The sequence below is a fragment of the Caldovatus aquaticus genome (assembly GCF_019458025.1).
GTDB lineage: Bacteria > Pseudomonadota > Alphaproteobacteria > Acetobacterales > Acetobacteraceae > Caldovatus > Caldovatus aquaticus.
This window is the reverse complement of sequence record NZ_JAHZUY010000060.1, coordinates 1-22099: the sequence shown is the minus strand read 5'-3', so window position 1 is coordinate 22099 and position 22099 is coordinate 1. Positions and strand designations below refer to the sequence as shown.

Sequence of the window (22099 nt, the reverse complement as noted above, 5' to 3'; positions counted from 1 at the left end):
CAGAGGCTCGATGATCCGCCATTCCGCCTCACTCAGATCGAACCGCGACATGCCAAGCTCCCGTCCAGCAGGGAACTTGAATCAGATCCCAGCCCGTCGCGTCCAGCAGTTTGGGTTCAGGACCTAGGCGGCGCGCGCCCCGTTGCCCAGCGGGCCGGACCGGATCGCCGCGCGCCCCGGAGCCGTTTCCGCCCGGCTGTCCCCGCGGCGACGGTTCGGCTCGTCGTCTGTCGAGCGGATTCGCGTTCCCGGTCGTTTCCCGCCGTCCGCGACCCGCGCCAGGGCGGCGGTCCCCCGGCGAAGGTGTCGCAGGCGCCGATCTCGCCGCGCTCCAGCCCGCGCCGGAACCAGGCCACGCGCTGGGCCGAGCTGCCGTGGGTGAAGCTCTCCGGCACCACCTGGCCGCGGCCGGCGCGCTGCAGCCGGTCGTCGCCGACCGCCGCGGCGGCGTTCAGCCCCTCCTCGACGTCGCCGCGCTCGAGGAGGGGCCGCGCCGCGTCAGCCCGGCGCGCCCAGACGCCGGCGAGGCAGTCGGCCTGCAGCTCGATCCGCACCGAGAGCGCGTTCGCCTGCCCCTCCGGCACCTGCCGGCGCAGCGCATCCACCCGCGGCAGGACGCCGAGCAGGTTCTGCACGTGATGCCCGACCTCGTGCGCGATGACGTAGGCGGTGGCGAAGTCGCCCGTGGCGCCGAGCCGGCGCTGCATGTCGGCGAGGAAGTCGAGGTCGAGGTACGGCCTGCGGTCGGGCGGGCAGTAGAACGGCCCGACCGTCGCCTGGGCGAAGCCGCAGCCCGTCTGGGTGGCGCCGGAGAACAGGACCAGCGTCGGATCCTCGTAGCGGCGGCCTGCCTGCGCGAAGGCGCTGCCCCAGGTGTCCTCCGTGGAGGCCAGCACGCGCGCGACGAGGCGCCGCGCCTCGTCGTCCTCCGCGCGCTCTCCGGGCGCCGCGCGGCCGCCGGCGACCGCGGGCCGATCGACCTCCGGCGATCCGCCGCCGGAGAGGATCACGCCGGGGTCCACGCCGAACAGCAGCGCGAGCACGATCAGCACCACCGTGCCGAGGCCGCCGCCGACGGCGAGTCCGCCGCCGCGGATGCCGATCCCGCGCCGGTCCTCGACGTTGGCGCTCTCGCGTTCGCCGCCGAGCCGCATGCCGGGACCCTCCGGCGCAGCAACGTCGGGGCGCGGGCGCGGCGGCCCCGGATGCGGCCTTGCACGAGGAGCGCCTCGCGCCGCCCCGGCGGCACGATGCCGGGCGTGCCGCCAGGCCCGCGCGGTGGCACCGGAAGCGGCGGTCCCTCGCGTGCGGCAGGCGGCGCAACGCGGCTCCGGGCCTGGCGTCGCGGCCGCGGATGCGGGCCGCCGGCGCGGCGCGCGCCTCCGGCGTCAGCCGCCGCGCGGGTCTCGCCGGGAAAGCCGGGCGGCATGGCGCCGGGAGCGGGGAGGCGCCGCACCGCCGCGCCCGCGCTGGCGCGCGCGCCTGTCCTGCGGCATGGTGCGCCCGCCATGGCAAGCCCCGCGACCGACGCCGCCTGGGACGCGCTGCGCCGCCTGCGCGGCGGCGGCGATCTCGCGTCGCTGCCCGCCGGCGCCCTCACCGCGCTGTTCGCGCCGGTGCTGGCGCCGCCGACGGCACCCGACGGCTGCCGCGTCATCGGCCGCCTCGTCCAGACGCTCGACGGACGGATCGCGACCGCCAGCGGCTCCTCGCAATGGATCGGCGGGCGCGGCGACATCCTCCACACCCATCGCCTGCGCGCGCTCTGCCATGCGGTGATCGTCGGCGCCGGCACGGTGCGGCAGGACGACCCGCGCCTGACGACGCGCGGGGTGCCGGGCGAGGACCCGGTGCGCGTCGTGCTCGACACGGAGCGCCGCCTCTCCCCGCAGCATCGCGTGTTCCGCGACGGCGGGCCGCCGACGCTGCTGGCCTGCGCCGAGGACGCGCCGGGACCGGAGACGGTGGGCGCGGCCGAGGTGCTGCGCCTGCCCCGCGCGCCGCGCGGCGGCGGGCTCGACATCCCCGCGCTCCTGCGCGCGCTCGCCGCGCGCGGCCTGACGCGGCTGTTCGTCGAGGGGGGCGGCGTCACCGTCTCGCGCTTCCTCGCCGCGGGCTGCCTCGACCGGCTGCACGTCACGGTGGCTCCGGTGCTGCTCGGCTCCGGCATCCCGGCCTTCACCCTGCCGGAGGTGGCAAGGATCGCCGACGGGCTGCGCTTCGCCTGGCGCGTCTTCCCGCTGGAAGAGGGGGACGTGCTGTTCGACATCGCGCTCGACCGCGCCCGTCCCGGGGAGAGGGCCGGGTGAAGGCCGCCGCGTTCTGGACCGTCGCCGCCGGCCGGGGCGAGATCCGCGAGGAGCGCCTGCGCCCTCCCGGCCCCGGCGAGGCGCTGGTGCGCACCGTGGCGAGCGGCATCTCGCGCGGCACGGAGCGGCTGGTCTGGCAGGGCCGCGTGCCGGCGAGCCAGCACGCCGCGATGCGCGCGCCGCTGCAGGAGGGCGCGTTCCCGTTCCCGGTGAAGTACGGCTACGCCGCGGTCGGCATCGTCGAGGCGGGGCCGGAGCCCCTGCTCGGCCGGCGCGTCTTCTGCCTGCACCCGCACCAGGACCGCTTCGTCGTTCCCGCCGCGCTCTGCCGGCCCGTGCCGGATTCCGTGCCGGACCACCGCGCGGTGCTCGCCGCCAACATGGAGACCGCGGTCAACGTGCTGTGGGACGCCGGGCCGCGCGTCGGCGAGCGCGCCCTGGTGATCGGCGCCGGCGTGGTGGGCCTGCTCTGCGCCGCCCTGCTCGCGCGCATCCCGGGGCTCGACCTCGCGGTCTGCGACCCGGACGAGAGCCGCGGCGCGGCCGCGGCGCGGCTCGGCCTCCGCTTCGTCCGCCCGGAGGAGGCGCCGCGCGCGTGCGACCTCGTCATCCACGCCTCGGCGACCGAGGAGGGCCTGCGCCAGGCGCTGCGCCACGCCGCCTTCGAGGCGCGCATCGTCGAGGCGAGCTGGTTCGGCGACCGCGACGTCGCCCTGCCGCTCGGCGAGGCGTTCCATGCCCGGCGCCTGGCGCTGCTCTCGAGCCAGGTCGGCGCGGTGGCGGCGCCGATGCGCGCGCGGCGGACGGCCGCGGAGCGGCTGGCCCTGGCGCTGGCGCTGCTCGGCGAGGACAGCCGGCTCGACGCGCTGCTCGGCCCCTTCGTGCCCTTCGCCGAGCTGCCGGGCGCGATGGACCGGCTGCTCGCACCCGGCGCGCCGGGCCGCCCGGCGCCGCTCTGCCCGGTCGTCATCTACGAAGGGGATCGTCCCGGCGCATGTTCAGCGTGACCGTCGCCGACCACATCATGATCGCGCACAGCTTCCGCGGCGCCGAGTTCGGCCCGGCCCAGCGCCTGCACGGCGCCACCTTCGTGGTGGAGGCGGAGTTCCGCGCCCCGGCGCTCGACCACCTGCACCTGCTGGTGGACATCGCCGCGGCGCGGGCCGAGCTGCGCCGCGTCCTCGACGCGCTCGACTACCGCAACCTCGACGCCGAACCCGCCTTCGCCGGGAAGAACACGACGACCGAATATCTCGCCTTCCACATCCACGGGCGGCTCTGCGCCGCGCTGCGCGAGGGGCGGCTCGGCGAATCCGGGCGGCGCGTGACCGCGCTCAAGGTCCTGCTGCGCGAGAGCCCGCTCGCCTGGGCGGCCTACGAGGGGCCCGTCGCATGAGGATCGCGCTGCTCGTCCCCGGTCCGTTCGACGCGATCTCCGGGGGCTACATCTACGACCGGCGCATCGTCGCGGGCCTCTGCGCCCGCGGCCACGCGGTGGAGGTGGTGGCGCTCGCGGGCCGCCATCCCCTGCCGGACGCGGCGGCCGAGGAGGCGGCGCGCGCGGCGCTGGCGCGGCTCGGCGAGGGCACGCGGGTGGTCATAGACGGCCTCGGCCTGCCCGCCTTCCTGCCGCTGCGCGAGGAGCTCGCGCGCCGGCGCGCGGTGGCCCTGATCCACCACCCGACGGCGCTCGAGACGGGCTTTGCCGAGGCGGACCGGGCGGCGCTGAAGGCGCGCGAGCGCGCGCTGCTTCCCGCGCTGGCGCGCATCGTCGCGGTCTCGCGGCCGGTCGCCGCCCGGCTGGCGGAGGAGTTCGGCGCCGATCCGGCGCGCCTCTCCGTCGTCGAGCCCGGCACCGACCCCGCGCCGCGCGCGCAGGGCTCCGGCGGGCCGGGCTGCGCCATCCTCTCGGTGGGCGCGCTGGTGCCGCGCAAGGGGCACGACGTGCTGCTGCGCGCGCTCGGCCGCCTGACCGACCTCGACTGGACGCTCACCATCGCAGGCGGCGAGGGGCGCGACCCGACGCATGCGCGCGGCCTGCGCGCCCTGGCCGAGGAGCTCGGCATCGCCGCCCGCGTCACCTTCGCGGGCGAGGTGGACGCGGAGGCGCTGGCGGCGCTCTACGCGCGGGCCGACCTGTTCGCGCTGGCGACGCGCTGGGAAGGCTACGGCATGGCGGCGGCGGAGGCGCTCGCGCGCGGGCTGCCCTGCGCCATCACCACCGGCGGCGCGATCGGCGAGGTGGTGCCGGTCGAGGCCGGGGTGCGCTCCGCGCCGGGCGACCACGCGGCCTTCTCGCGGGCGCTGCGCCGCGTGATCTTCGACGAGAGGCTGCGCGCGGCGATGGCGGAGGCCGCCTGGCAGGCGGGCCAGCGCCTGCCGCGCTGGGAGGACCGCGCCGGCGCCTTCGCCGACGCGCTGCTCGCCGCGGAGCGCGAGGCGGGATGAGCGAGGGCTTCGACGCCGACTGGCTCGCGCTGCGCGAGCCCTTCGACGCGCGGGCGCGCGACGCCGCCCTCGCCGCGCGGCTCGCGCGCGCCCTGCCGGCGCGGCCGCGCCTGCTCGACCTCGGCGCCGGGACCGGGGCGCTGACGCGCTGGCTCGGGCACTTCCTCGGCCGCGCCCAGGCCTGGACCCTGGTGGACGCCGACGCCGCGCTGATCGAGCGCGCCTTCGCGACCATCGCCGAGCGCGCGGAGGGGATCGGCTGGCGCGCGACCTGGCCGGGCCGGCGGACGCTGCTCGTGCACGCGCCGCACGGGGCATGGCGGGTGGAGGGGCTGGTCGCCGACCTCGCCGCGGCGCCGGAGAACCTGCCGCTCGGCGCGGCGGACGCGGTGGTGTGCAGCGCGCTCTGCGACCTCGCGTCGCGCGACTGGATCGGGCGCGTCGCCGCGGCCTGCGCCGCCCGCCGCCTGCCCTTCTACGCCGCGCTCACCGTCAGCGGGCGGGCGCGCTTCGCCCCGCCGCACCCGGCGGACGCGCTGGTGGCGCGCGGCTTCCGGCGCGACCAGGGGCGCGACAAGGGGCTCGGCGGGGCGGCGCTCGGCCCGGACGCGGCGGCGGCGCTGCGGGCCGCCTTCGCGGCGCACGGCTACACGGTGCACGCCGCGCCGAGCGACTGGGTGGTCGCCCCGCGCGAGCGCGCGATGGCGGAGGCGCTGGCGCTCGGCCATGCCCGGGCGGCGATGGCGCAGGAACGGCGCGCGGCGCCGCGCATCTCGGAGTGGCTGGCGGCGCGCCTGCGGCTCGCGGAGGCGGGCCGGCTCGCGGTGCGCGTCCCGCACCGCGACCTGCTCGCCCTGCCGCCCGGCGCTATCTGATCGGCATCGCGTACATCAGCCCGCCGCGCGTCCAGAGGTCGTTGAGGCCGCGCGCGAGGCCGATCGGCGTGTCGCGCCCGAGGTTGCGCTCGAAGATCTCGCCGTAGTTGCCGACCGCCTTGATCGCGTTGTAGGCCCAGCGCCGGTCTAGGCCCATCAGCGGCCCGTGGTCGCCGGCCTGGCCGAGCAGCCGGCGGATCGCCGGGTTCTGGCTGTTCAGCATCTCGTCCACGTTGGCCTGCGTGACGCCGAGCTCCTCCGCCTCGATCAGGGCGAAGATGGTCCAGCGCACGATGTCGAACCACTGGTCGTCGCCGTGCCGCACCGCGGGCGCCAGCGGCTCCTTGCTGATGATGTCGGGCAGCACGACGTGCTCGGCCGGGTTCGGCAGCGCGCTGCGGATGCCGGCGAGCTGGCTCGCGTCGGTGGTGAAGGCGTCGCAGCGCCCGCTCTCGTAGGCCCGGCGGGTCTCGTTGTTGTCGTCGAACACCACCGGGCTGATGCGGAGGCCGTTCGAGCGCGCCCAGTCGGCGAGGTTGAGCTCGTTGGTGGTGCCCGAGGTGACGCAGATGGTCGCGCCGTCGAGTTCGCGCGCGCGCCGCACGTTGGCCGAGCGGCGGACCAGGAAGCCCTGGCCGTCGTAGAAGGTCACCGCGGTGAAGTTGAGGCCGTTCGCCGTGTCGCGCACCTGCGTCCAGGTGGTGGTGCGCGGCAGCACGTCCACCTGGCCCGACTGCAGCGCCGGCAGCCGCTGCTGGCTGGTGAGCACCACCCAGCGCACCTTGCTCGCGTCGCCGAGCACGGCGGCGGCGATGGCGCGGCAGGTATCGGCGTCGAGCCCGCGATAGACGCCCTGGCTGTCCGGCAGCGAGAAGCCCGGCGCGCCGGGATGCGCGCCGCAGGTGAGCACGCCGCGCGCGCGCACCGCCGCGAGCGTCGGCCCGGCCGGCTGCGGCTGCGCCTGGGCCGGCGCCGCCAGCGCCGCAGCGAGGGCGCCGAGCGTGCCGAGGAAGAAGGATCGAAGAGCCCTTCGCATCGCGAACCTCCCTACTGGTTTCCGCCGTCGTGACGCGCGCCGGGCCGTGCGCCGGCCCGCGGCCTCGCCGCCACGGCCTGGACGGCGGCGACCAGCGCCAGCGTCCCGGCCGCCCCCGCGAGGCGCACGGAATCCGGCAGGCCGTGGTGGAACGCCCCGGCCAGCCCGGCCGCGGCCAGCAGCAGCCGCGGCAGGGGGCCGAGCGGCGCGATGAGGAACCCCGCGTAGGACGCCGTGAGCGCCGTGAGCGCCGCGGCCAGGATGGCGAAGGCGAGAAGGGCCTCGGCCGGGCCGCCGCGCAGCATGATCCCGGGATCGTAGAGGAAGGCGAAGCCCACGGCGAAGCCGGCGATCCCGAAGCGGGTGGCGTGCAGGCTCGCCGCCAGCGGGCTCGCCTTGGCGATCGCCGCCGCCGCGAAGGCCGCCGCAGCCACGGGCGGCGAGGCGTCGGCCAGGACGGCGAAATAGAAGAGGAAGAGGTGCGCCGGCAGCAGCAGCTCCTGCTGCGTCAGGCCGAGCGCCTGGCCGCCGAGCTCGAGGATCTGCGGCACGCCGATCGCCGCGGCGATGATGTAGGAGGGCGTGGTGGGGATGCCCATGCCGAGGACCAGCACCGTCAGCGCCAGCAGCGCGAGCAGCAGCGGGAAGCTGCCGCCCGAAAGCTGCTTGATGATGCCGCCGAACGCCACCACCAGCCCGGTCGCGGTCAGCGCCGAGACGACGATCCCGGCGCCGGCGATGGCGACCGCGAGCGGCGCCATGGTGAAGCCGGCGTGCGCGAGGCTCCCGACCACCTCGCGCCATCCCATCCGCGTGCGGCGCCTCGCCGCGGCGACGGCGACCATCGCCAGGGTGGCCCAGAAGGCGGCGAAGTTGCCGCTCCAGCGCTCCATCATCAGCCACACCAGCACGGCGATCGGCAGCACGAGGTGCGCATCCGCCAGCACCTCGCGCCAGGCCGGGATGTCCCCGGGCGCCATCGGCGCGATGCCGGCCCGCCGCGCCTCGAAATGCACCGCGACGAGGATGGCGAAGTAGTAGAGCACCGCGCCGAGCGCGGCGGCGACGACGATGTCGCCGTAGGGGATGCCGGTGATCTCGGCCATCACGAAGGCGGCCGCGCCCATCACCGGCGGCATCAGCGCCCCCCCGACCGAGGCGGCGGACTCGATCCCCGCCGCCACCGCCGGCCGGTAGCCGATCCGCAGCATCAGCGGGATGGTCATGGAGCCGGTGGTGATGACGTTGGAGACGGAGGAGCCGCTCATGGTCCCGAACAGGCCGGAGGTGACGACCGCGACCTTCGCCGGCCCGCCGGCGTAGCGCCCGGCCGCCGCCGCGCCGAGGTTGTGGAACAGCCGCCCCGTGCCGCTGCCCTGCATGAAGGCGCCGAAGATGATGAACACCGCGATGACGGTGGCGACGATGCCGGTGAGCGGGCCGTAGATCCCGCCCGCGGTCGGCACCAGCCAGGCGGCCTCGACGATCTCGGCCGCGGTGAAGGGGCGGCTGTTGAACAGCCCCGGGATGCGGTGGCCGAGGACCATGTAGGCGAGGCTCGCCACGATCATCCACATCATCCCCGCCTCCACCGCGCGCCGCGTCGCCTCGAGCAGCGTCACGATGGCGAGGAGGCCGAGGACCATCATCTCCGGCCCGAACGGGTCCACGTACTCCATGCGGTCGGAGACGGCGGCCCAGTTCCCCATCACCCAGGCGTGCGGCAGCGCCGCGGCGAGCGCCCAGAGCCAGTCGAACAGGCTCGGCCGATGCGCCGGGGAGCGGCCGGGGAAGGCGGGCCAGCAGAGGAAGACCAGCGGCACGAACACCGTGAGGTGGAAGCCGCGGGTCCAGATCGGTTCGGGGAAGCCGAAGCCGCCGAAATAGAGGTGCACGGCCGCGCCGGCCGCCGCCCAGAGGGTGGCGACCCCCCGCAGCCAGCCGTCCAGCGCGCGCATCGCGGCGCCGTTCCCGCCCGCCGCGCCGCGGCGGCCCCTCCCCCGCCGTCAGCCCGCCGGCATCACCCCCGCCTCGCGGAACGCCTTCGCGGCGCCCGGATGCAGCGGCAGCCCCTCGTAGCGCCACGAGGTCGCCGGGTTCCAGGCGCCCATGCTGGCGTGGATCGCGGCCAGGCGCTGGCCCCTGTTGCGGATCAGCGTGCGGGTGATGCGGTAGGCGATCTCCTCGGGCAGCGACTCGTGCACCATGATGACGCTGTCCATCGCCGTCACCGGCACGTCGCCCGACTGCAGCGCGGGATAGGTGCCGGCGGGGATGACGCCCTGGGCGTAGGCGTAGCGCTCGCTCAGGTGCCGGCGCACGTCCTCGGGGAACGCCACCAGGCGGCCGCCGCGCCGCCCCTGCGCGATCTCGGTGAACAGCGCGGCGGGGCGGGCGAGGGCGGCGTAGAGGTAGTCCACCTGCCCGTCGCCATAGGCGGCGCCGATGTCGTTGTAGGATCCGGTGAGATAGCGCCCGCCCTCGGCGCGGATGCGCTCCGGGCTGGTGCCGAGGAAGCGCAGGATGCGCTGCAGCGTCATCTCGTCGGTCGAGGAGCGCTGCGGCGCGGCGATCCGCAGGCCGCGCAGGGTGAGGATCGCCTTCATGTCCTCCGGCCCGCCGTCGGGGCGGCGCAGGAAGTGGTGCTCGGTCGGCGAGTAGCCGGTGCCGAGGCTGCGCAGCTTGTCGTGGCGCTGGCTGTAGGGCTCCTCGCCGCGCGCCGCGGAGGCGGCGAAGGCGTCGATCCCCCAGCCGATCGGCGACTGCCCGTTGTTGACGCGGGTCGCGTTGGCCACCCCGCCGCCGGGGACGACGCGGATCTGCAGGTCCGGGTTCTCCTCGCGGATCAGCGCCGAGAGGCCGACCGCCATGGTGTACCAGCCGCCGCCGAGCGAGCCCGCCACCCACTCGAGCGTCTGCTGCGCCCGGGCCGGGCGCAGGAAGGGCAGGGCGAGCGCGGCGCCGCCCAGCGCCGCGCGGCGCGTGGTGATGAGGGCCATGGTCGTGGAGCCTCCTGCTCTGCGGTCGCGGCGATGATGGAGGGGCCGGCGGCGGCGGGCAATCGGCTCCTCGCCCCGCGCCGCGGGCGGCCGGGGCCGGTGCGCGCTCCCCCGCTCCGGCGGCCGGCCGCGATCGGCGCTAGCAGGGCTCGGCGGCGAACAGGCGCGACGGCCGGACGAACTCCTCCTGGGCCTCGACCAGCAGGAGCTCGCGCGCCCCGGCCTCCGCGGTGCGCCGCAGCAGGCCGAAGACCGAGGAGGCGGCGGCGGACAGCGCCGGCCGCGCCGCCCCCGCCCGCAGCCGGTGCAGCAGGAACAGCGCCGCGATCGCATCGCCCGCGCCGTTGACCGCGAGCGGCAGGCGCGGCGTGCGCAGGCGCCAGAACGCCCCGCCCTCGGCAGCGAGGAGATCGACCGCCTCGGCCGGCGTGTCCTCGAGCTGCAGGCTGGTGACCAGGACGCAGCGCGGGCCGCGGGCCTGGAGCGCGGCGACCGCGGCCTTGGCCTCGGCGAGCGCACGCGCCGCCCGGCCGGTCAGCCATTCCAGCTCGAACTGGTTGGGCGTGGCGAGGTCGGCCGCCGGCAACGCCCGGTCGCGCAGGAACTCGGGCACGCCCGGGCGGACGAACACGCCGCGCCCGACGTCGCCGATCACCGGATCGCAGCAATAGGCCGCGCGCGGGTTCGCCGCCCGGGTGCGCGCCACCGCCTCGAGGATCGCACCGCCGATCGCCGCCTCGCCCAGGTAGCCCGAAAGCACGGCATCGCAGCGCGCCAGCGCCCCGCACTGCTCGATCCCGAGCACGCAGTCGCGCACCAGGGCGGCGCTGAACACCTCGCCGCGCCAGCTCCCGTAGCCGGTGTGGTTGGAGAACTGCACCGTGTTGACCGCCCAGACCTCGGCGCCGAGGCGCTGCAGCGGGAACATCGCCGCGGCGTTGCCGACATGGCCGTAGGCCACCCAGGACTGGATGGAGAGGATGTTCATCCGCGACTCCGCCGGGGGATCGCGCCGGCGCGGCGGCGCCGCCGCCCGCGCCCCCCGCGCCCCCCAGCGCCCCGAGGGGCGCCGACGCTAGGCGCCGCCCCGGGGCGGGTCAATCCGCGCCGCGCCAGCGTATGCCCCCTTCACGCCGCCGGTGCGGCCCGGCATCTTGCCGGCGCGGACCAGCGCCGCCCTGCCCCGCAGCGGGCGCAAGGGAGACGCACGGGCGCAAGGGAGACGCACGGAGGAGATGCCTAGCATGAGCACCCCGACTCCGCTCACTCGCCGCAGCGCGCTGGCGGTCGCGGCCGGCGCCGTCTCCGGCAGCCTGCTCTGGCCGGGCAGCGGCCGCGCCCAGGCGCAGAAGCCGGCCGAACTGAAGGTCGGCATCACCACCTTCCTCTCCGGCCCGGCCAGCGTGTTCGGCGTGCCTGCGAAGCAGACGGCCGAGATGCTGTTCGACGAGATCAACCAGGCGGGCGGGATCGGCGGCGTGCCCGTGCGCGCCCTGTTCGTGGACGAGGCGCCCGGCACCGACCACCTGGTGGGCGAGTTCCGCCGCCTGGTGCAGAACGAGGGCGTGCAGGTGATGTTCGCCTCGATCTCGTCGGGCTCCTGCCTCGCCTGCACGCCGCTGTCGGACGAGCTGCGCAAGACCACCATCCTCTGGGACTGCGGCACGCAGCGGATCTTCGAGGAGGGGCGCCATCCCTTCGCCTTCCGCACCCAGGGCTACGCCACGCCGGAGGTGCTGGCGCCGCTGCTCTACCTGCTCAAGACCAAGCCCGACTTCCGCACCCTCGCGGTGATCAACCAGGACTACGCCTGGGGCCGCGATTCGTGGGAGATCTGGAAGACGGCGATGGACGCGCTGAAGCCCGGCGTGCGCGTCGTCGCCGAGCTCTTCCCCCGCCTCGGCGCGCCCGACTTCTCCACCGAGATCACGCGCCTGCTCGCCGCGCGTCCGGACGTGATCTTCTCCACCTTCTGGGGCGGCGACCTGGTCACCCTGGTCCGCCAGGCCGCGGAGCGGCGGCTGTTCGAGCGCTCCACCTTCGTGCTGCCGGTGGCCGAGGCCTCGATGCAGATCCTCGGCCGCACCATGCCGGCGGGGCACATCATCGGCACCCGCGGCGACCACTGGAACAACCACCCGCGGCCGAAGGACCCGGCGCGCCTCGCGCGCTTCGTCGAGAACTACCGGCGGCGCTTCAACGAGTACCCGATCTATCCCTGCCACCACATGTACCAGGCGATCTCCGCCATGCAGGCCGCCTACGCCAAGGCGATCGCGGCCAAGGGCGGCGGCTGGCCGAACGACCAGGAGCTGGCGGCGGCGTTCCGCGGCCTCGAATTCCCCACCCCCACCTCGACCATCACCCTGCGCGAGGACGGCCAGGGGCTGGAGGACCAGATCGTCGGCGTCAGCACCTTCACCGAGCGCTTCCCCTTCGCCGTGCCGAAGGACATGATCGTCTTCCCCGCCGCCATGGTCAGCACGCCGGTCGGGCAGAAGAGCGTGGACTGGCTGAAGACGCTCAAGCCGGACCTGCTGGCGCAGGTGCCGGCGCCGATCGCCGGCTGAGGCCGCGCCGATGGCCGGGTGGCTGGAACAGAACACGCTGCTGCTCGGCCTCGCGCTGCTCGACGGCCTGGCCTACGCGGCGCTGGTGTTCATGGTGGCGGTGGGGCTGAACCTCGTCTTCGGCGTGCTGCGCATCATCAACATCGCGCATGGCAGCCTGTTCGCCATCGGCGCCTACACGGCGGCCTCGCTCGGCCTGTTCTTCGCCGCGCGCGGGCTGCCGCCCTGGGCCGGGTACGTCGCGCTGGTGCTGGCGGCGGCGCTGGTCGGCGGCATCCTGGGCCCGGTCATCGAGGCGGGGCTGCTCCGGCGCATCTACGGGCACGAGCAGGTTCTGCAGCTCCTCGTCACCTTCGCGCTGTTCATGATCCTCGAGGACGCGCAGAAGCTGATCTGGGGGGTGCAGCCCGTCTCCAGCGACGCGCCGCTGCGGCTGCTCGGCACGGTGGACGTGCCGTTCGGGGAGGACGTGGTCCCCTTCACCGCCTATCAGCTCTTCGTGCTGCCGGGCGTGGCGCTGGCGACGCTCGCCGGCCTCGCCTGGTTCCTGCGCCGCACGCTCACCGGCCGCGTCATCGTCGCCGTGACCACCGACCGCGAGGCGGCGACGGCGATGGGGATCGATGCGCGGCGCGTCTTCCTGCTGACCTTCACCTTCGGCGCGGGCCTCGCGGCGCTCGGCGGCGCGCTGGCCTCGCCGACGACGACGCTGGTCCCGGGCATCGGCGCCGCGACCATCGTCCTCTCCTTCGCCGTCGTGGCGACCGCGGGGCTCGGCCAGATCGAGGGCGCGGCGATCAGCGCCCTGCTGATCGGCATCGGCCGCTCGGCGGCGGTGTATCTGGCGCCGGAGTTCGAGGTCGTGGTGCCCTACCTGATCATGGTCGCGGTGCTGCTGGTGCGGCCGCAGGGACTGTTCGGCGTGGTCGAGACGCGGCGGGTGTGATGCGGCGGGGCACCGAGGCGACGCTGGCGCTGCTCGCCGCGGCCGGCCTGCTGGCGGCGGCCTGGGCGGCGCCGTGGCTGAAGTTCGTGCTGACCATCGCGCTGGCCAAGGGGATCGCGGTGCTCGGCATCCTGCTGCTGCTGCGCGCCGGGCAGGTGAGCTTCGGCCACGCGCTCTTCCTCGCCAGCGGCGCCTACGCGGTGGCCTTCCTCGCCCCCGCGGCGCCGGAGGCGCTGCTGCTGCTGCCGGCGGCCGCCCTGCTCGCGGGCCTGCTCGGCCTCGTCGTCGGACTGTTCGTGGTGCGCTACCGCGACATCTTCTTCGGCATGCTGAACCTCGCGATCAGCATGGTGTTATACTCGCTGCTGGAGAAGCTCTACGAGCTGACCCGCGGCACCGACGGCATCCGGGTGGAGCCGCCGCGCGTGGCCGGCTTCGCGCTGACGCTCGAGACCTACGTCTGGGCGATGCTGGTCCTGGCGCTGGTCCTCGCGGTCGGCTTCGGCGCGTTCGTGCGGGCCTATCTCGGCTCGCCGATGGGCCAGGCGCTGGCCGGGATCAAGACGCGGGAGACGCGGCTCGAGTTCATGGGGGTCTCGGCGCGGCGCGTGCTGCTCGCGGCCTACGTGCTCTCGGCAGTGATGGGCGGCGTCGCCGGCGCGATCGTCGGGATGACGACGCGCCACGTGACGCCGCTGCTCGCCTACTGGACCTCCTCGGGCGAGCTCGTGTTCATCGCCATCCTGGGCGGCGCCGGCGGCGCGCTCGGCCCCTTCCTCGGCGCCGCCGCCTACGAGCTGGTGCGCGTCTATGCGGCGGCGAGCTTCGCCGATGCCTGGCAGGCGATCCTCGGCACCGTGCTGCTGCTCGTCATCCTGTTCGCCCCCGGCGGGCTGTGGGGCGTGATCTCCGGTCTGCTCGGCCGGCGCGCCGGGAGGGCGGCGTGAGCGGCGCGCTGCTCGAGGCCCGCGGCCTCCGCCTCGCCTTCGGCGGCGTCAAGGCCGCCGACGGCATAGACCTCGACGTGCTGCGCGGCGAGTTCCTCGCCATCATCGGCCCGAACGGCGCGGGCAAGACCACCTTCCTCAACATGACCACCGGCTACCTCCGCCCCCAGGCCGGGACGATCGCCTACGAGGGCGAGTCGATCCTCGGCCTCGCGCCGCGCGCCATCGTCCGGCGCGGGATCGGGCGCAGCTTCCAGCTTCCGCAGCTCTTCACCGAGCATACGGTGCTGGAGAACATCGCGCTGGCCATCGCCGCGCGCGAGGGGCTGTGGTCGCCGCTCGCGCCCCTGCTGCGGCACCGCTGGCGCGAGGAGGCGATGGAGATCCTGGGCCGGTTCGGCCTCGCCGCGCTCGCCGAGGCGCGCGCCGATGCGCTCAACGAGGGAGCGCGCAAGCTCACCGACATCGCGATGGCGGTGGCGCTGAACCCGCGCCTCCTGCTGATGGACGAGCCGACCTCGGGCGTCGCCGCCGCGGAGAAGATGGCGATCGTCGAGACGCTGGTGCGCGTGCTGCGCGAGGCGGGCGTCACCGCCGTGTTCGTCGAGCACGACATGGACGTGGTCGAGCGCTTCGCCGATCGCGTGGCGGTATGGAGCCAGGGCCGCATCGCCGCGCTCGGCCCCCCGGGCCAGGTGCTCTCCGATCCCGCGGTGCAGCGCGAGGTGATCGGGATCGAGCGCCATGCTTGAGCTCGCGGGCGTCACGGTGGACATCGCCGGCGTCACGGTGCTGCGCAACGTGTCGCTCCGCGTCCCGGCGGGCGGCCGCGTCGCGCTGATAGGGCGCAACGGCGCGGGCAAGACGACGACGCTGCGCACGCTGATGGGGCTGCTGCCGGTCCGCAGCGGCCGCGTGCTGATCGCCGGCGAGGACGAGACGAGCCTTCCCGCCCACCACCGGCCGCGGCACGGCATCGGCTACGCGCCGGAGGAGCGGCGCCTGTTCGGCAGCTTCACGGTGCGCGAGAACCTGCTGCTGCCCGTGCAGGTCCTAGGCCTCCCCGCCGCCGAGCAGGCGCGGCGGCTGGAAGCGGTGTTCGCGCTGCTGCCGGAGCTCGCCGATCTCGCCCCGCGCAAGGCGGCGGGCCTCTCGGGCGGCCAGGGCAAGATGGTCGCGCTCGGCCGCGCGCTGATGGTCGGGACGCGCGCGGTGCTGCTGGACGAGCCGTTCCAGGGCCTCGCCCCCGCGCTCGCGTTGCGCTACGCGGAGGCGCTGAACCGCCTGCACCACGCGCTGCCCGAGGTCGCGATCCTCATCACCGAGAGCAACCCGGAGCTGCTGCGCCCGCTGGTCGAGCAGACCTTCGCCATCGAGCGCGGCGAGATCGCCCCGGCCGGCTGAGCGCCGCGCGCCCCCGCGCGGCGCGCCCGGGCCTCAGGCGCCGCGCGCGAGGATCTCGCGGATCGTCTCCAGCGTCTCGCCGATCATCGCCGCGGTCACGTCGAGATGCGTGCAGGCGCGGATCCTCCCCCCCAGCAGGCTGACCTGGATGCCGCGCGCCCGCAGCGCCCGCGCCAGATCGGCCGCCGCCATCCCGGCGCCGGAGGGATCGAAATAGACCAGGTTGGTGTCCGGCTCGACCACCTCGATGCCCGGGATCTGCCGCAGCCCGCGCGCCAGCGCCTTGGCGTTGGCGTGGTCCTCCGCCAGCCGGTCCACGTGGTGGTCGAGCGCGTAGAGGCAGGCCGCGGCGCAGATCCCGGCCTGCCGCATCGCCCCGCCGAGGCGCTGCTTCCAGCGCCAGGCGGCGTCGATGAACTCCGCGGTGCCGCACAGCACGGCGCCGAGCGGCGCGCCGAGCCCCTTGGTGAAGTCGAGCCAGACCGAATCCCAGCCCGCCGCCATCTCCGCCGGTGCGATGCCGGAGGCGACGCAGGCGTTCATCAGCCGCGCCCCGTCCATGTGCGTCGCGAGCCCGTGCTCCTTCGCCACCGCCGCGACCGCGTCGAGCTGCGCCTTCGGCCAGACGGCGCCGCCGCCGAGGTTGGAGGTCTGCTCCACCTCGAGCAGCGTCTGCGGCGGGGCGTGGCGCCGGCGCGGGCGGATCGCGGCGCGCACCTCCTCCGCCGTGAACATGCCGCGCGGCCCGCGCAGCGGCGTGATCTGCACGCCGCCGAGCGCGGCGTGGCCGCCGCCCTCGCTGGTCAGGATGTGCGCCGTCTCGTGCGCGAGGATCTCGTCCCCGGGGCGGCAGTGGGTGAGGGTGGCGACGATGTTGCACATCGTGCCGGAGGGCAGGAACACCGCCGCCTCCTTGCCCGTCAGCGCCGCCATGCGGTCGCAGAGGGCGTTCACGGTCGGGTCGTCGCCGTGCTGCTCGTCGCCGACCTCGGCGCGCATCATCGCCTCCTTCATCGCGGGCGTCGGGCGCGTCTGGGTGTCGGAGTAGAGGTTGATGCGCACCGGCGGCGCGCCGGGGGCGGGGCGTTCGGGGGCGTGGACCATCGGCTGAGCCTCTCGCGAATCCGGGCGCGCAAGGTGCCAGCGAAATGCGACGGCGACCAGGGCGGCAGGACGGCCCGCAGCCGCCGGGGGCCGCCGGCGCCCCGCCGCCGGCGCCGCGGGGCCGGCCGCTTCGCCGATGCTGCGCGGCGGGCGCGGCCGCGGTACACTGCGCGCGGGGCAGCGTTGGGAGGCCGCATGTCCGGGCTCAGGATCAGCGCCGCGGGGCTCGCCGACCTCGCGCGCAACAAGGAGTACGAGGCGAAGGCGGCCGGCGCCGACGGCCTCGACCTCCGCCTCTCGCGCGAGACGGGGATGGACGCGCGCGACATCATGGCGCTGCGCCGCTTCACCGCCGAGCGGGCGCTGCTGATGATCTTCCGCTGCCCGAGGCGCAGCGCCCGCGCCTTCCACGGCACGCTCCCCGCCAAGACCTGGGTCACCAAGGCCAAGACCAACGAGACCGGGACGGTGCTCGGCCATGGCGGCCAGCTCATGGTCTCCGACTACGACATGATGAGCTGCTGGCGCTTCACCGGCGCAGGCTTCCAGAAGATCTTCGTCTCCGCGCTCGAGCCGGGCGCGCCGCGCGGCCGCTGGAGCCCGGAGGCGCGCGACCTGGTGCGCGAGCTGAACCGGCGCCTGATCACCAGGCTGCAGCATGGCTGCCAGGACGACTTCCTGGACGCCGAGAAGAACCCCGGCGTGAAGCTCGCCGACCACTTCCTGGCGATCCGCATGGGCGGCGGCATCTACCTGCCCGATCCGATCCACTGCGAGAATTTCTACCTCGCCCACGCGCTGTTCTGGCCCTACCTGCCGAACGGCAGGCATCGCGGCGCCGGCCCTGCGGGATCGGTCTGAAACGACGACGTCGGTCCCCGCGATGCGCGCCCCGCCCCTGGCGCACCGCGGCATGGCGGTGGGCCGTAGCGGCCATGCGCTCTGCCCGGCGACCGCGGACCGCCCGCAGCTGCCGGCGCGGCGGCGCAGGCGGACCTCCGTCCGGAGGGGCGAAGGATCAGTCGAACTGGCTGCTGATCCAGCCGCGGAGGTCGCGCACGCGCGCGACGAGCGCGATCAGACCGCGTGCCAGACGAACGGCGAGAAGCAGCGCCAGCAGTCCCGCCACGCCCCACTTGACCGTCGCCGGGATGGCGGCGAAGGCGCCCTCCACCGCCCCCCAGATCCCGCCGCGTTCCGCGGGGCCGAAAGCCGAGGTCGCCATCCCGACCCAGGCCGCCGTTTGCTCCTCCCACCGCACGACTACCGTCTCCAGATCCCGATCCGAGGAAAGCAGCCCGATCCTTACCTGTCTCCCGCCTCGCGCCTCCGCGGCCAGGCGCCGATCGGGGCGCCCGCAGTCATCGGCCCGCGACGGTCACGGCAGCGGCGCCGGCGTTGCCGGCGCCGGCGCCGGCGCGCCCGAAGGGCGCCGCCCGTAGAGCACCATCGCGCGCCGTTCGAAGGCGCGGACCATGAGCCGCACGGCCTCGTTGAACACGACGCCGATCGCCGCCTGCAGGATGCGGCTATGGAACTCGAAGTCCACGAAGAAGTCCACCTCCGTCCCCTCCGGCACGGGGGTGAACTTCCAGTGGTTGTTGAGGTAGCGGAACGGGCCCGTCAGGTAGCGCACATGGATCATGTGCGGCCGTTCCAGCGCAACATGGCTGCGGAAGGTCTCGCGGAACATCTTGAAGCCGACGGTGAGATCCGCGACCACCTCCCCTTCGGTGCGCGAGAGCACCCGCGCGCCGACGCACCAGGGCAGGAACTCCGGGTAGCGCCGGACATCCGCCACCAGGTCGAACAGTTGCTCCGGCGTGTAGCGGAGCACCCTCCTCTCGGCGTGCGTCGGCATGCGGCGGCCGGTGTCGCTCAGGCCCGCGCCGCGGCGGCGAGCTGCGCCTCGCGCGCGGCGCGCAGCGCGGCGAAGTCGCGGTCGGCATGGTAGGAGGAGCGGGTGAGCGGCGTGGCCGACACCAGCAGGAACCCCTTGGCGCGCGCCAGGCGCGCATAGTCCTCGAACTCCTCCGGCGCGACGAAGCGGTCCACGGCGGCGTGCTTCACCGTCGGCTGCAGGTACTGGCCGATGGTGAGGAAGTCCACCCCGGCGCTGCGCAGGTCGTCCATCACCTGCAGCACCTCGGTCCGCGACTCGCCGAAGCCGACCATCAGCCCGGACTTGGTGAACAGCGCGGGGTCGAGCTGCTTCGCGCGGTCGAGCAGCCGCAGGCTGTGGTAGTAGCGCGCCCCGGGGCGGATCGTCGGATAGAGTCGCGGAACCGTCTCGAGGTTGTGGTTGAACACGTCCGGCCGCGCCTCGACCACCACCTCCAGCGCGCCGTCCTTGCGCAGGAAGTCCGGCGTCAGCACCTCCACCGTCGTCCCCGGCGCGGCGGCGCGGATGGCGCGGATGGTCCGCGCGAAGTGCGCGGCGCCGCCGTCCGGCAGGTCGTCGCGGTCCACCGAGGTCACCACCACATGACGCAGGCCGAGTCGCGCCACTGCCTCGCCCACCCGCCGCGGCTCGTCGGGGTCGAGCGCGCGCGGCAGGCCGGTCGCGACATTGCAGAAGCTGCAGGCGCGCGTGCAGACGTCGCCCATGATCATCATGGTGGCGTGGCGCTGCGACCAGCACTCGCCGATGTTCGGGCAGGCCGCCTCCTCGCACACCGTGACCAGCCTCTGCTCGCGCATCAGCGCCCGCGTCTCGTGATAGACCGGGTGCGTGGGCGCCTTCACCCGGATCCAGGCGGGCTTGCGCCGGATCGGGTTGTCCGGGCGGTGGGCCTTCTCCGGGTGGCGGAGCGCCGTCCGGTGGTCTATCTCGATGCGCCTGGCCATGGCGGGGCTAGATGTGGATCGCCCGGCCGAAGGCATCAAGCACCGCCTCGTGCATGGTTTCGCTGATGGTCGGGTGGGGGAAGACGGTCGCGATCAGCTCGGCCTCGGTGGATTCCAGGGTGCGGGCGATGGCGTAGCCCTGGATCATCTCCGTCACCTCCGGCCCCGCCATGTGGGCGCCGAGCAGCTCGCCGGTGCGGGCGTCGAACACCGTCTTGACCAGGCCCTCCGGCTCGCCGAGCGCGATCGCCTTGCCGTTGCCGATGAAGGGGAAGCGGCCGACCCGCACCTCGTGGCCGGCCTCCCTCGCCGCCGCCTCCGTCAGGCCGACCGAGGCGACCTGCGGGCGGCAGTAGGTGCAGCCGGGGATGTTGCGGACGTCGAGCGGGTGCACGCCCTCGACCCCGGCGATCTTCTCGACGCAGAGCACGCCCTCGTGCGAGGCCTTGTGCGCGAGCCAGGGCGGGCCGCACAGGTCGCCGATGGCGTAGACCCCCGGCTCGCCGGTGCGGCACCAGGCGTCGGTCACGACATGGGTGCGCTCCACCTTCACCCCGGTGCCCTCGAGGCCGAGGTCCTCGACGTTGCCGACGATGCCGACCGCGGAGATCACCCGGTCCGCCGCGATCTCCTGCACCCTGCCGTCCGCCTCGACGATCGCGGTGACCTCGTCCGCGCCCTTGCGCACGCCCTGCACCCGCGCGCCGGTGAGGACCCTCATCCCCCGCTTCTCGAACGCCTTGCGGACGAAGGCGCTGATCTCCGCGTCCTCCACCGGCAGGATGCGGTCGAGCACCTCGATCAGCGTCACCTCGCTGCCCATGTCGAGGTAGAAGGAGGCGAACTCGGCCCCGATCGCGCCGGAGCCGATGACGATCAGCCGCCGCGGCAGCGCCGGCGGCACCATCGCCTCCTTGTAGGTCCAGATCAGCTTGCCGTCCGGCTCGACCCCCGGCAGCACGCGCGCCCGCGCGCCGGTGGCGAGGATGACGTGCGGCGCGGCGAGATCCGCCACCGGCTTGCCGTCCCTCGTCACCGCCACGCGGCCCTTGCCGGCGAGCCGGCCGTGGCCTTCGAACACCGCGACCTTGTTCTTGCGCATCAGGAATCGCACGCCGTCGCTGAGCTGCCTGGCGACGGCGCGCGAGCGCGCGATGACCTTCGCGAAGTCGAAGCGGGGGTTGTCCGCGGCGAAGCCGTAGGTGTCGAGCGTGTGCAGCAGGTGGCTGATCTCGGCCGCGCGCAGCAGCGCCTTGGTCGGGATGCAGCCCCAGTTGAGGCAGATGCCGCCCAGGTGCTCGCGCTCGACCAGGGCGGTCCGCATGCCGAGCTGGGCGGCGCGGATCGCGGCGACGTAGCCGCCCGGGCCGCCGCCCAGCACGATCAGGTCGAAGCTCTGCTCGGCCATGCCTCTATCGCTCCGTCGTCCCCGTCCCGCCCGCCAGGCGCACCAGGGCGTCGCCCGACAGGCTCATCTCCTGCCACTCGCCCGCATCGTCCCCGGCGCCGAGGCAGCGGTAGAAGGCGATGGCCGGCGCGTCCCGCCGCCGCACGCGCCCGTGGAGGACCTGCGCGCCTGCCGCCCGCAGCCGCCGCGCCGGCCGGGCGAGGAGCGCCCGGCCGATGCCCCGGCCGCGCCTCGGCTCCTCGACCAAGAGGTCCCCGATCCGGTAGCCGGGGCGGCCGTGAAGGTGCTGACCGCGGTGTGCCGCAGGGCCATGGCGGCGACGCGCCCCTCCGCCCCGGCGGCCGGCCCGCGGAGGCCGGGACGCGGCCCGAACCGCAGCCTGTGCGGGTCCGCCTCGCCCGCCACGCAGCGGCCGCGCTTGCGCGCGCGGACGGCGAGCGCACGCAGGAGGCGCAGCACCTCCGGCACGCCGGCCGGGGCGGCATCGCGCGGGGCGAGGCTCACAGCATCAGGCTCAGCGGATCCTCCACCGTGCGCTTGAAGGCCGCCAGCCACTCCGCCGCCAGTGCGCCGTCCACCACCCGGTGGTCCACCGAGAGCGTGCAGGTCATCACGGTGGCGATCGCCAGCGCCCCGTCCTTCACCACCGGCCGCTGCTCGCCCGCGCCCACCGCGAGGATGGCCGCTTGCGGCGGGTTGATGATCGCGGCGAAGTCGCGCACGCCGTACATGCCCATGTTGGAGATCGAGAAGCTGCCGCCCTGGAACTCCTCGGGCTTCAGCTTGCCCGCCCGCGCCCGCGCGGCGAGGTCGCGCATCTCGTTGCTGATCGCGGCGAGGCCCTTCTGGTCGGCCTTGCGGATGATCGGCGTGATCAGCCCGTCCGGAATCGCCACCGCGACCGAGATGTCCACGTCGTGGTACTGGATGATGGCGTCCTCGGTCCAGGAGGCGTTGACGTTCGGGAAGCGCCGCAGCGTCACCGCCGCGGCCTTGATGAGGAGGTCGTTGACCGAGAGCCGGAACGCGCCCGGCTCGCCCTCCTTCGGCGCGCGCGCATTGAGGTCGGCGCGCAGCTTGAGCAGCGCGTCGAGCTCGATGTCCATCGCGACGTAGAAGTGCGGGATCGTCGCCTTGGCCTCCGTGAGGCGGCGGGCGATCACCTTGCGCATCGTGCCGTGCGGCACGGCGGTGTGCGGCACGGCG

The 22099-nt window shown here is 75.0% G+C and carries 23 protein-coding genes; 11 read left to right on the top strand and 12 right to left on the bottom strand.

What is annotated here, in order from left to right; genetic code table 11:
* Positions 1-116: 116 nt before the first annotated feature.
* On the bottom strand, positions 117-1154 hold the full coding sequence (ypfJ, locus tag K1J50_RS15770) for a KPN_02809 family neutral zinc metallopeptidase (RefSeq protein WP_220118721.1): 1038 nt from the start codon (positions 1152-1154) through the stop codon (positions 117-119).
* Positions 1155-1508: 354 nt separating this feature from the next.
* Here ypfJ and K1J50_RS15765 point away from each other — a divergent pair, with 354 nt between their 5' ends.
* From K1J50_RS15765 to K1J50_RS15745, 5 genes are read left to right on the top strand one after another with little or no spacing between them, the layout of a single operon-like run.
* Positions 1509-2309 carry a RibD family protein gene (locus K1J50_RS15765; RefSeq protein WP_220118720.1) on the top strand — a complete coding sequence of 267 codons (801 nt, stop codon included), beginning with the start codon at positions 1509-1511 and terminating at the stop codon, positions 2307-2309.
* The gene (locus K1J50_RS15760) at positions 2306-3316 is read left to right on the top strand and encodes a zinc-dependent alcohol dehydrogenase (protein WP_220118719.1); all 1011 of its coding nucleotides are present in this window, start codon (positions 2306-2308) and stop codon (positions 3314-3316) included. The genes K1J50_RS15765 and K1J50_RS15760 overlap by 4 nt, the downstream gene beginning before the upstream one ends.
* The gene (locus tag K1J50_RS15755) at positions 3304-3705 is read left to right on the top strand and encodes a 6-pyruvoyl trahydropterin synthase family protein (protein WP_220118718.1); all 402 of its coding nucleotides are present in this window, start codon (positions 3304-3306) and stop codon (positions 3703-3705) included. Before K1J50_RS15760 ends, K1J50_RS15755 begins: the two co-directional genes overlap by 13 nt.
* Positions 3702-4757 (top strand): glycosyltransferase family 4 protein, encoded by a 1056-nt coding sequence (locus K1J50_RS15750; RefSeq protein WP_220118717.1) that lies wholly within the window; start codon positions 3702-3704, stop codon positions 4755-4757. The genes K1J50_RS15755 and K1J50_RS15750 overlap by 4 nt, the downstream gene beginning before the upstream one ends.
* Positions 4754-5632, top strand: coding sequence for a class I SAM-dependent methyltransferase (locus K1J50_RS15745; protein WP_220118716.1), 879 nt, complete (start codon positions 4754-4756; stop codon positions 5630-5632). Before K1J50_RS15750 ends, K1J50_RS15745 begins: the two co-directional genes overlap by 4 nt.
* On the opposite strand, the gene K1J50_RS15740 is transcribed toward K1J50_RS15745, so the two are convergent.
* The 4 genes from K1J50_RS15740 to pdxY all read right to left on the bottom strand — a co-directional run bounded on the left by K1J50_RS15740 (position 5625) and on the right by pdxY (position 10655).
* Positions 5625-6668 (bottom strand): amino acid ABC transporter substrate-binding protein, encoded by a 1044-nt coding sequence (locus K1J50_RS15740; RefSeq protein WP_220118715.1) that lies wholly within the window; start codon positions 6666-6668, stop codon positions 5625-5627. The genes K1J50_RS15745 and K1J50_RS15740 overlap by 8 nt on opposite strands.
* 11 nt (positions 6669-6679) lie before the next feature.
* A complete protein-coding gene (locus K1J50_RS15735) occupies positions 6680-8626 on the bottom strand; it encodes a TRAP transporter permease (protein WP_220118714.1) in 1947 nt (648 codons plus the stop codon).
* A gap of 48 nt (positions 8627-8674) precedes the next feature.
* Positions 8675-9667: a TAXI family TRAP transporter solute-binding subunit gene (locus K1J50_RS15730; protein ID WP_220118713.1), complete on the bottom strand. Its 993-nt coding sequence runs from the start codon at positions 9665-9667 to the stop codon at positions 8675-8677.
* 139 nt (positions 9668-9806) lie between these two features.
* A complete protein-coding gene (pdxY, locus tag K1J50_RS15725; protein ID WP_220118712.1) occupies positions 9807-10655 on the bottom strand; it encodes a pyridoxal kinase PdxY in 849 nt (282 codons plus the stop codon).
* A 256-nt stretch (positions 10656-10911) separates the two neighbouring features.
* Here pdxY and K1J50_RS15720 point away from each other — a divergent pair, with 256 nt between their 5' ends.
* Genes K1J50_RS15720 through K1J50_RS15700 form a run of 5 tightly spaced genes read left to right on the top strand, consistent with a single transcriptional unit; the run spans position 10912 to position 15534 of the window.
* Positions 10912-12237, top strand: a complete 1326-nt coding sequence (locus tag K1J50_RS15720) for an ABC transporter substrate-binding protein (protein WP_220118711.1) — start codon at positions 10912-10914, stop codon at positions 12235-12237.
* 10 nt (positions 12238-12247) lie between these two features.
* Positions 12248-13183: a branched-chain amino acid ABC transporter permease gene (locus tag K1J50_RS15715; protein ID WP_220118710.1), complete on the top strand. Its 936-nt coding sequence runs from the start codon at positions 12248-12250 to the stop codon at positions 13181-13183.
* A complete protein-coding gene (locus tag K1J50_RS15710) occupies positions 13183-14130 on the top strand; it encodes a branched-chain amino acid ABC transporter permease (protein WP_220118709.1) in 948 nt (315 codons plus the stop codon). The genes K1J50_RS15715 and K1J50_RS15710 overlap by 1 nt, the downstream gene beginning before the upstream one ends.
* Positions 14127-14882 carry an ABC transporter ATP-binding protein gene (locus K1J50_RS15705; protein WP_220118708.1) on the top strand — a complete coding sequence of 252 codons (756 nt, stop codon included), beginning with the start codon at positions 14127-14129 and terminating at the stop codon, positions 14880-14882. The genes K1J50_RS15710 and K1J50_RS15705 overlap by 4 nt, the downstream gene beginning before the upstream one ends.
* Positions 14875-15534, top strand: coding sequence for an ABC transporter ATP-binding protein (locus K1J50_RS15700; protein WP_220118707.1), 660 nt, complete (start codon positions 14875-14877; stop codon positions 15532-15534). The genes K1J50_RS15705 and K1J50_RS15700 overlap by 8 nt, the downstream gene beginning before the upstream one ends.
* A 33-nt stretch (positions 15535-15567) precedes the next feature.
* Here the strand turns inward: K1J50_RS15700 and K1J50_RS15695 are convergent, their stop codons facing one another.
* Positions 15568-16638, bottom strand: coding sequence for a threonine aldolase family protein (locus K1J50_RS15695; RefSeq protein WP_220118706.1), 1071 nt, complete (start codon positions 16636-16638; stop codon positions 15568-15570).
* A 195-nt stretch (positions 16639-16833) separates the two neighbouring features.
* Between K1J50_RS15695 and K1J50_RS15690 the strand changes: the two genes are divergently transcribed.
* Complete coding sequence (locus K1J50_RS15690; RefSeq protein WP_220118705.1) at positions 16834-17499, top strand: hypothetical protein; 666 nt, start codon at positions 16834-16836, stop codon at positions 17497-17499.
* 157 nt (positions 17500-17656) lie between these two features.
* Here K1J50_RS15690 and K1J50_RS15685 read toward each other — a convergent pair whose 3' ends face one another.
* The 6 genes from K1J50_RS15685 to K1J50_RS15660 form a co-directional block, all read right to left on the bottom strand.
* Positions 17657-17863: a hypothetical protein gene (locus K1J50_RS15685; protein ID WP_220118704.1), complete on the bottom strand. Its 207-nt coding sequence runs from the start codon at positions 17861-17863 to the stop codon at positions 17657-17659.
* Between the two features lie 153 nt (positions 17864-18016).
* Positions 18017-18499, bottom strand: coding sequence for a type II toxin-antitoxin system RatA family toxin (locus K1J50_RS15680; protein ID WP_220118703.1), 483 nt, complete (start codon positions 18497-18499; stop codon positions 18017-18019).
* Positions 18500-18516: 17 nt separating this feature from the next.
* Positions 18517-19485 (bottom strand): lipoyl synthase, encoded by a 969-nt coding sequence (gene lipA, locus K1J50_RS15675; protein WP_220118702.1) that lies wholly within the window; start codon positions 19483-19485, stop codon positions 18517-18519.
* A gap of 7 nt (positions 19486-19492) precedes the next feature.
* Positions 19493-20893, bottom strand: a complete 1401-nt coding sequence (gene lpdA, locus K1J50_RS15670; RefSeq protein ID WP_220118701.1) for a dihydrolipoyl dehydrogenase — start codon at positions 20891-20893, stop codon at positions 19493-19495.
* Positions 20894-20897: 4 nt separating this feature from the next.
* On the bottom strand, positions 20898-21302 hold the full coding sequence (locus tag K1J50_RS19225; RefSeq protein ID WP_255575351.1) for a GNAT family N-acetyltransferase: 405 nt from the start codon (positions 21300-21302) through the stop codon (positions 20898-20900).
* A 91-nt stretch (positions 21303-21393) separates the two neighbouring features.
* Positions 21394-22099: 2-oxo acid dehydrogenase subunit E2 (locus K1J50_RS15660; RefSeq protein ID WP_255575350.1), on the bottom strand; the 706-nt coding region annotated here is incomplete at its 5' end.

Bases quoted from the DNA above. Each gene is read 5' to 3' on its own strand.
- ypfJ (WP_220118721.1), bottom strand. From the start codon at position 1,154: ATGCGGCTCGGCGGCGAACGCGAGAGCGCCAACGTCGAGGACCGGCGC.
- K1J50_RS15765 (WP_220118720.1), top strand. From the start codon at position 1,509: ATGGCAAGCCCCGCGACCGACGCCGCCTGGGACGCGCTGCGCCGCCTG.
- K1J50_RS15755 (WP_220118718.1), top strand. From the start codon at position 3,304: ATGTTCAGCGTGACCGTCGCCGACCACATCATGATCGCGCACAGCTTC.
- K1J50_RS15750 (WP_220118717.1), top strand. From the start codon at position 3,702: ATGAGGATCGCGCTGCTCGTCCCCGGTCCGTTCGACGCGATCTCCGGG.
- K1J50_RS15745 (WP_220118716.1), top strand. From the start codon at position 4,754: ATGAGCGAGGGCTTCGACGCCGACTGGCTCGCGCTGCGCGAGCCCTTC.
- K1J50_RS15740 (WP_220118715.1), bottom strand. From the start codon at position 6,668: ATGCGAAGGGCTCTTCGATCCTTCTTCCTCGGCACGCTCGGCGCCCTC.
- K1J50_RS15735 (WP_220118714.1), bottom strand. From the start codon at position 8,626: ATGCGCGCGCTGGACGGCTGGCTGCGGGGGGTCGCCACCCTCTGGGCG.
- K1J50_RS15730 (WP_220118713.1), bottom strand. From the start codon at position 9,667: ATGGCCCTCATCACCACGCGCCGCGCGGCGCTGGGCGGCGCCGCGCTC.
- pdxY (WP_220118712.1), bottom strand. From the start codon at position 10,655: ATGAACATCCTCTCCATCCAGTCCTGGGTGGCCTACGGCCATGTCGGC.
- K1J50_RS15720 (WP_220118711.1), top strand. From the start codon at position 10,912: ATGAGCACCCCGACTCCGCTCACTCGCCGCAGCGCGCTGGCGGTCGCG.
- K1J50_RS15715 (WP_220118710.1), top strand. From the start codon at position 12,248: ATGGCCGGGTGGCTGGAACAGAACACGCTGCTGCTCGGCCTCGCGCTG.
- K1J50_RS15710 (WP_220118709.1), top strand. From the start codon at position 13,183: ATGCGGCGGGGCACCGAGGCGACGCTGGCGCTGCTCGCCGCGGCCGGC.
- K1J50_RS15700 (WP_220118707.1), top strand. From the start codon at position 14,875: ATGCTTGAGCTCGCGGGCGTCACGGTGGACATCGCCGGCGTCACGGTG.
- K1J50_RS15695 (WP_220118706.1), bottom strand. From the start codon at position 16,638: ATGGTCCACGCCCCCGAACGCCCCGCCCCCGGCGCGCCGCCGGTGCGC.
- K1J50_RS15690 (WP_220118705.1), top strand. From the start codon at position 16,834: ATGTCCGGGCTCAGGATCAGCGCCGCGGGGCTCGCCGACCTCGCGCGC.
- K1J50_RS15685 (WP_220118704.1), bottom strand. From the start codon at position 17,863: ATGGCGACCTCGGCTTTCGGCCCCGCGGAACGCGGCGGGATCTGGGGG.
- K1J50_RS15680 (WP_220118703.1), bottom strand. From the start codon at position 18,499: ATGCCGACGCACGCCGAGAGGAGGGTGCTCCGCTACACGCCGGAGCAA.
- lipA (WP_220118702.1), bottom strand. From the start codon at position 19,485: ATGGCCAGGCGCATCGAGATAGACCACCGGACGGCGCTCCGCCACCCG.
- lpdA (WP_220118701.1), bottom strand. From the start codon at position 20,893: ATGGCCGAGCAGAGCTTCGACCTGATCGTGCTGGGCGGCGGCCCGGGC.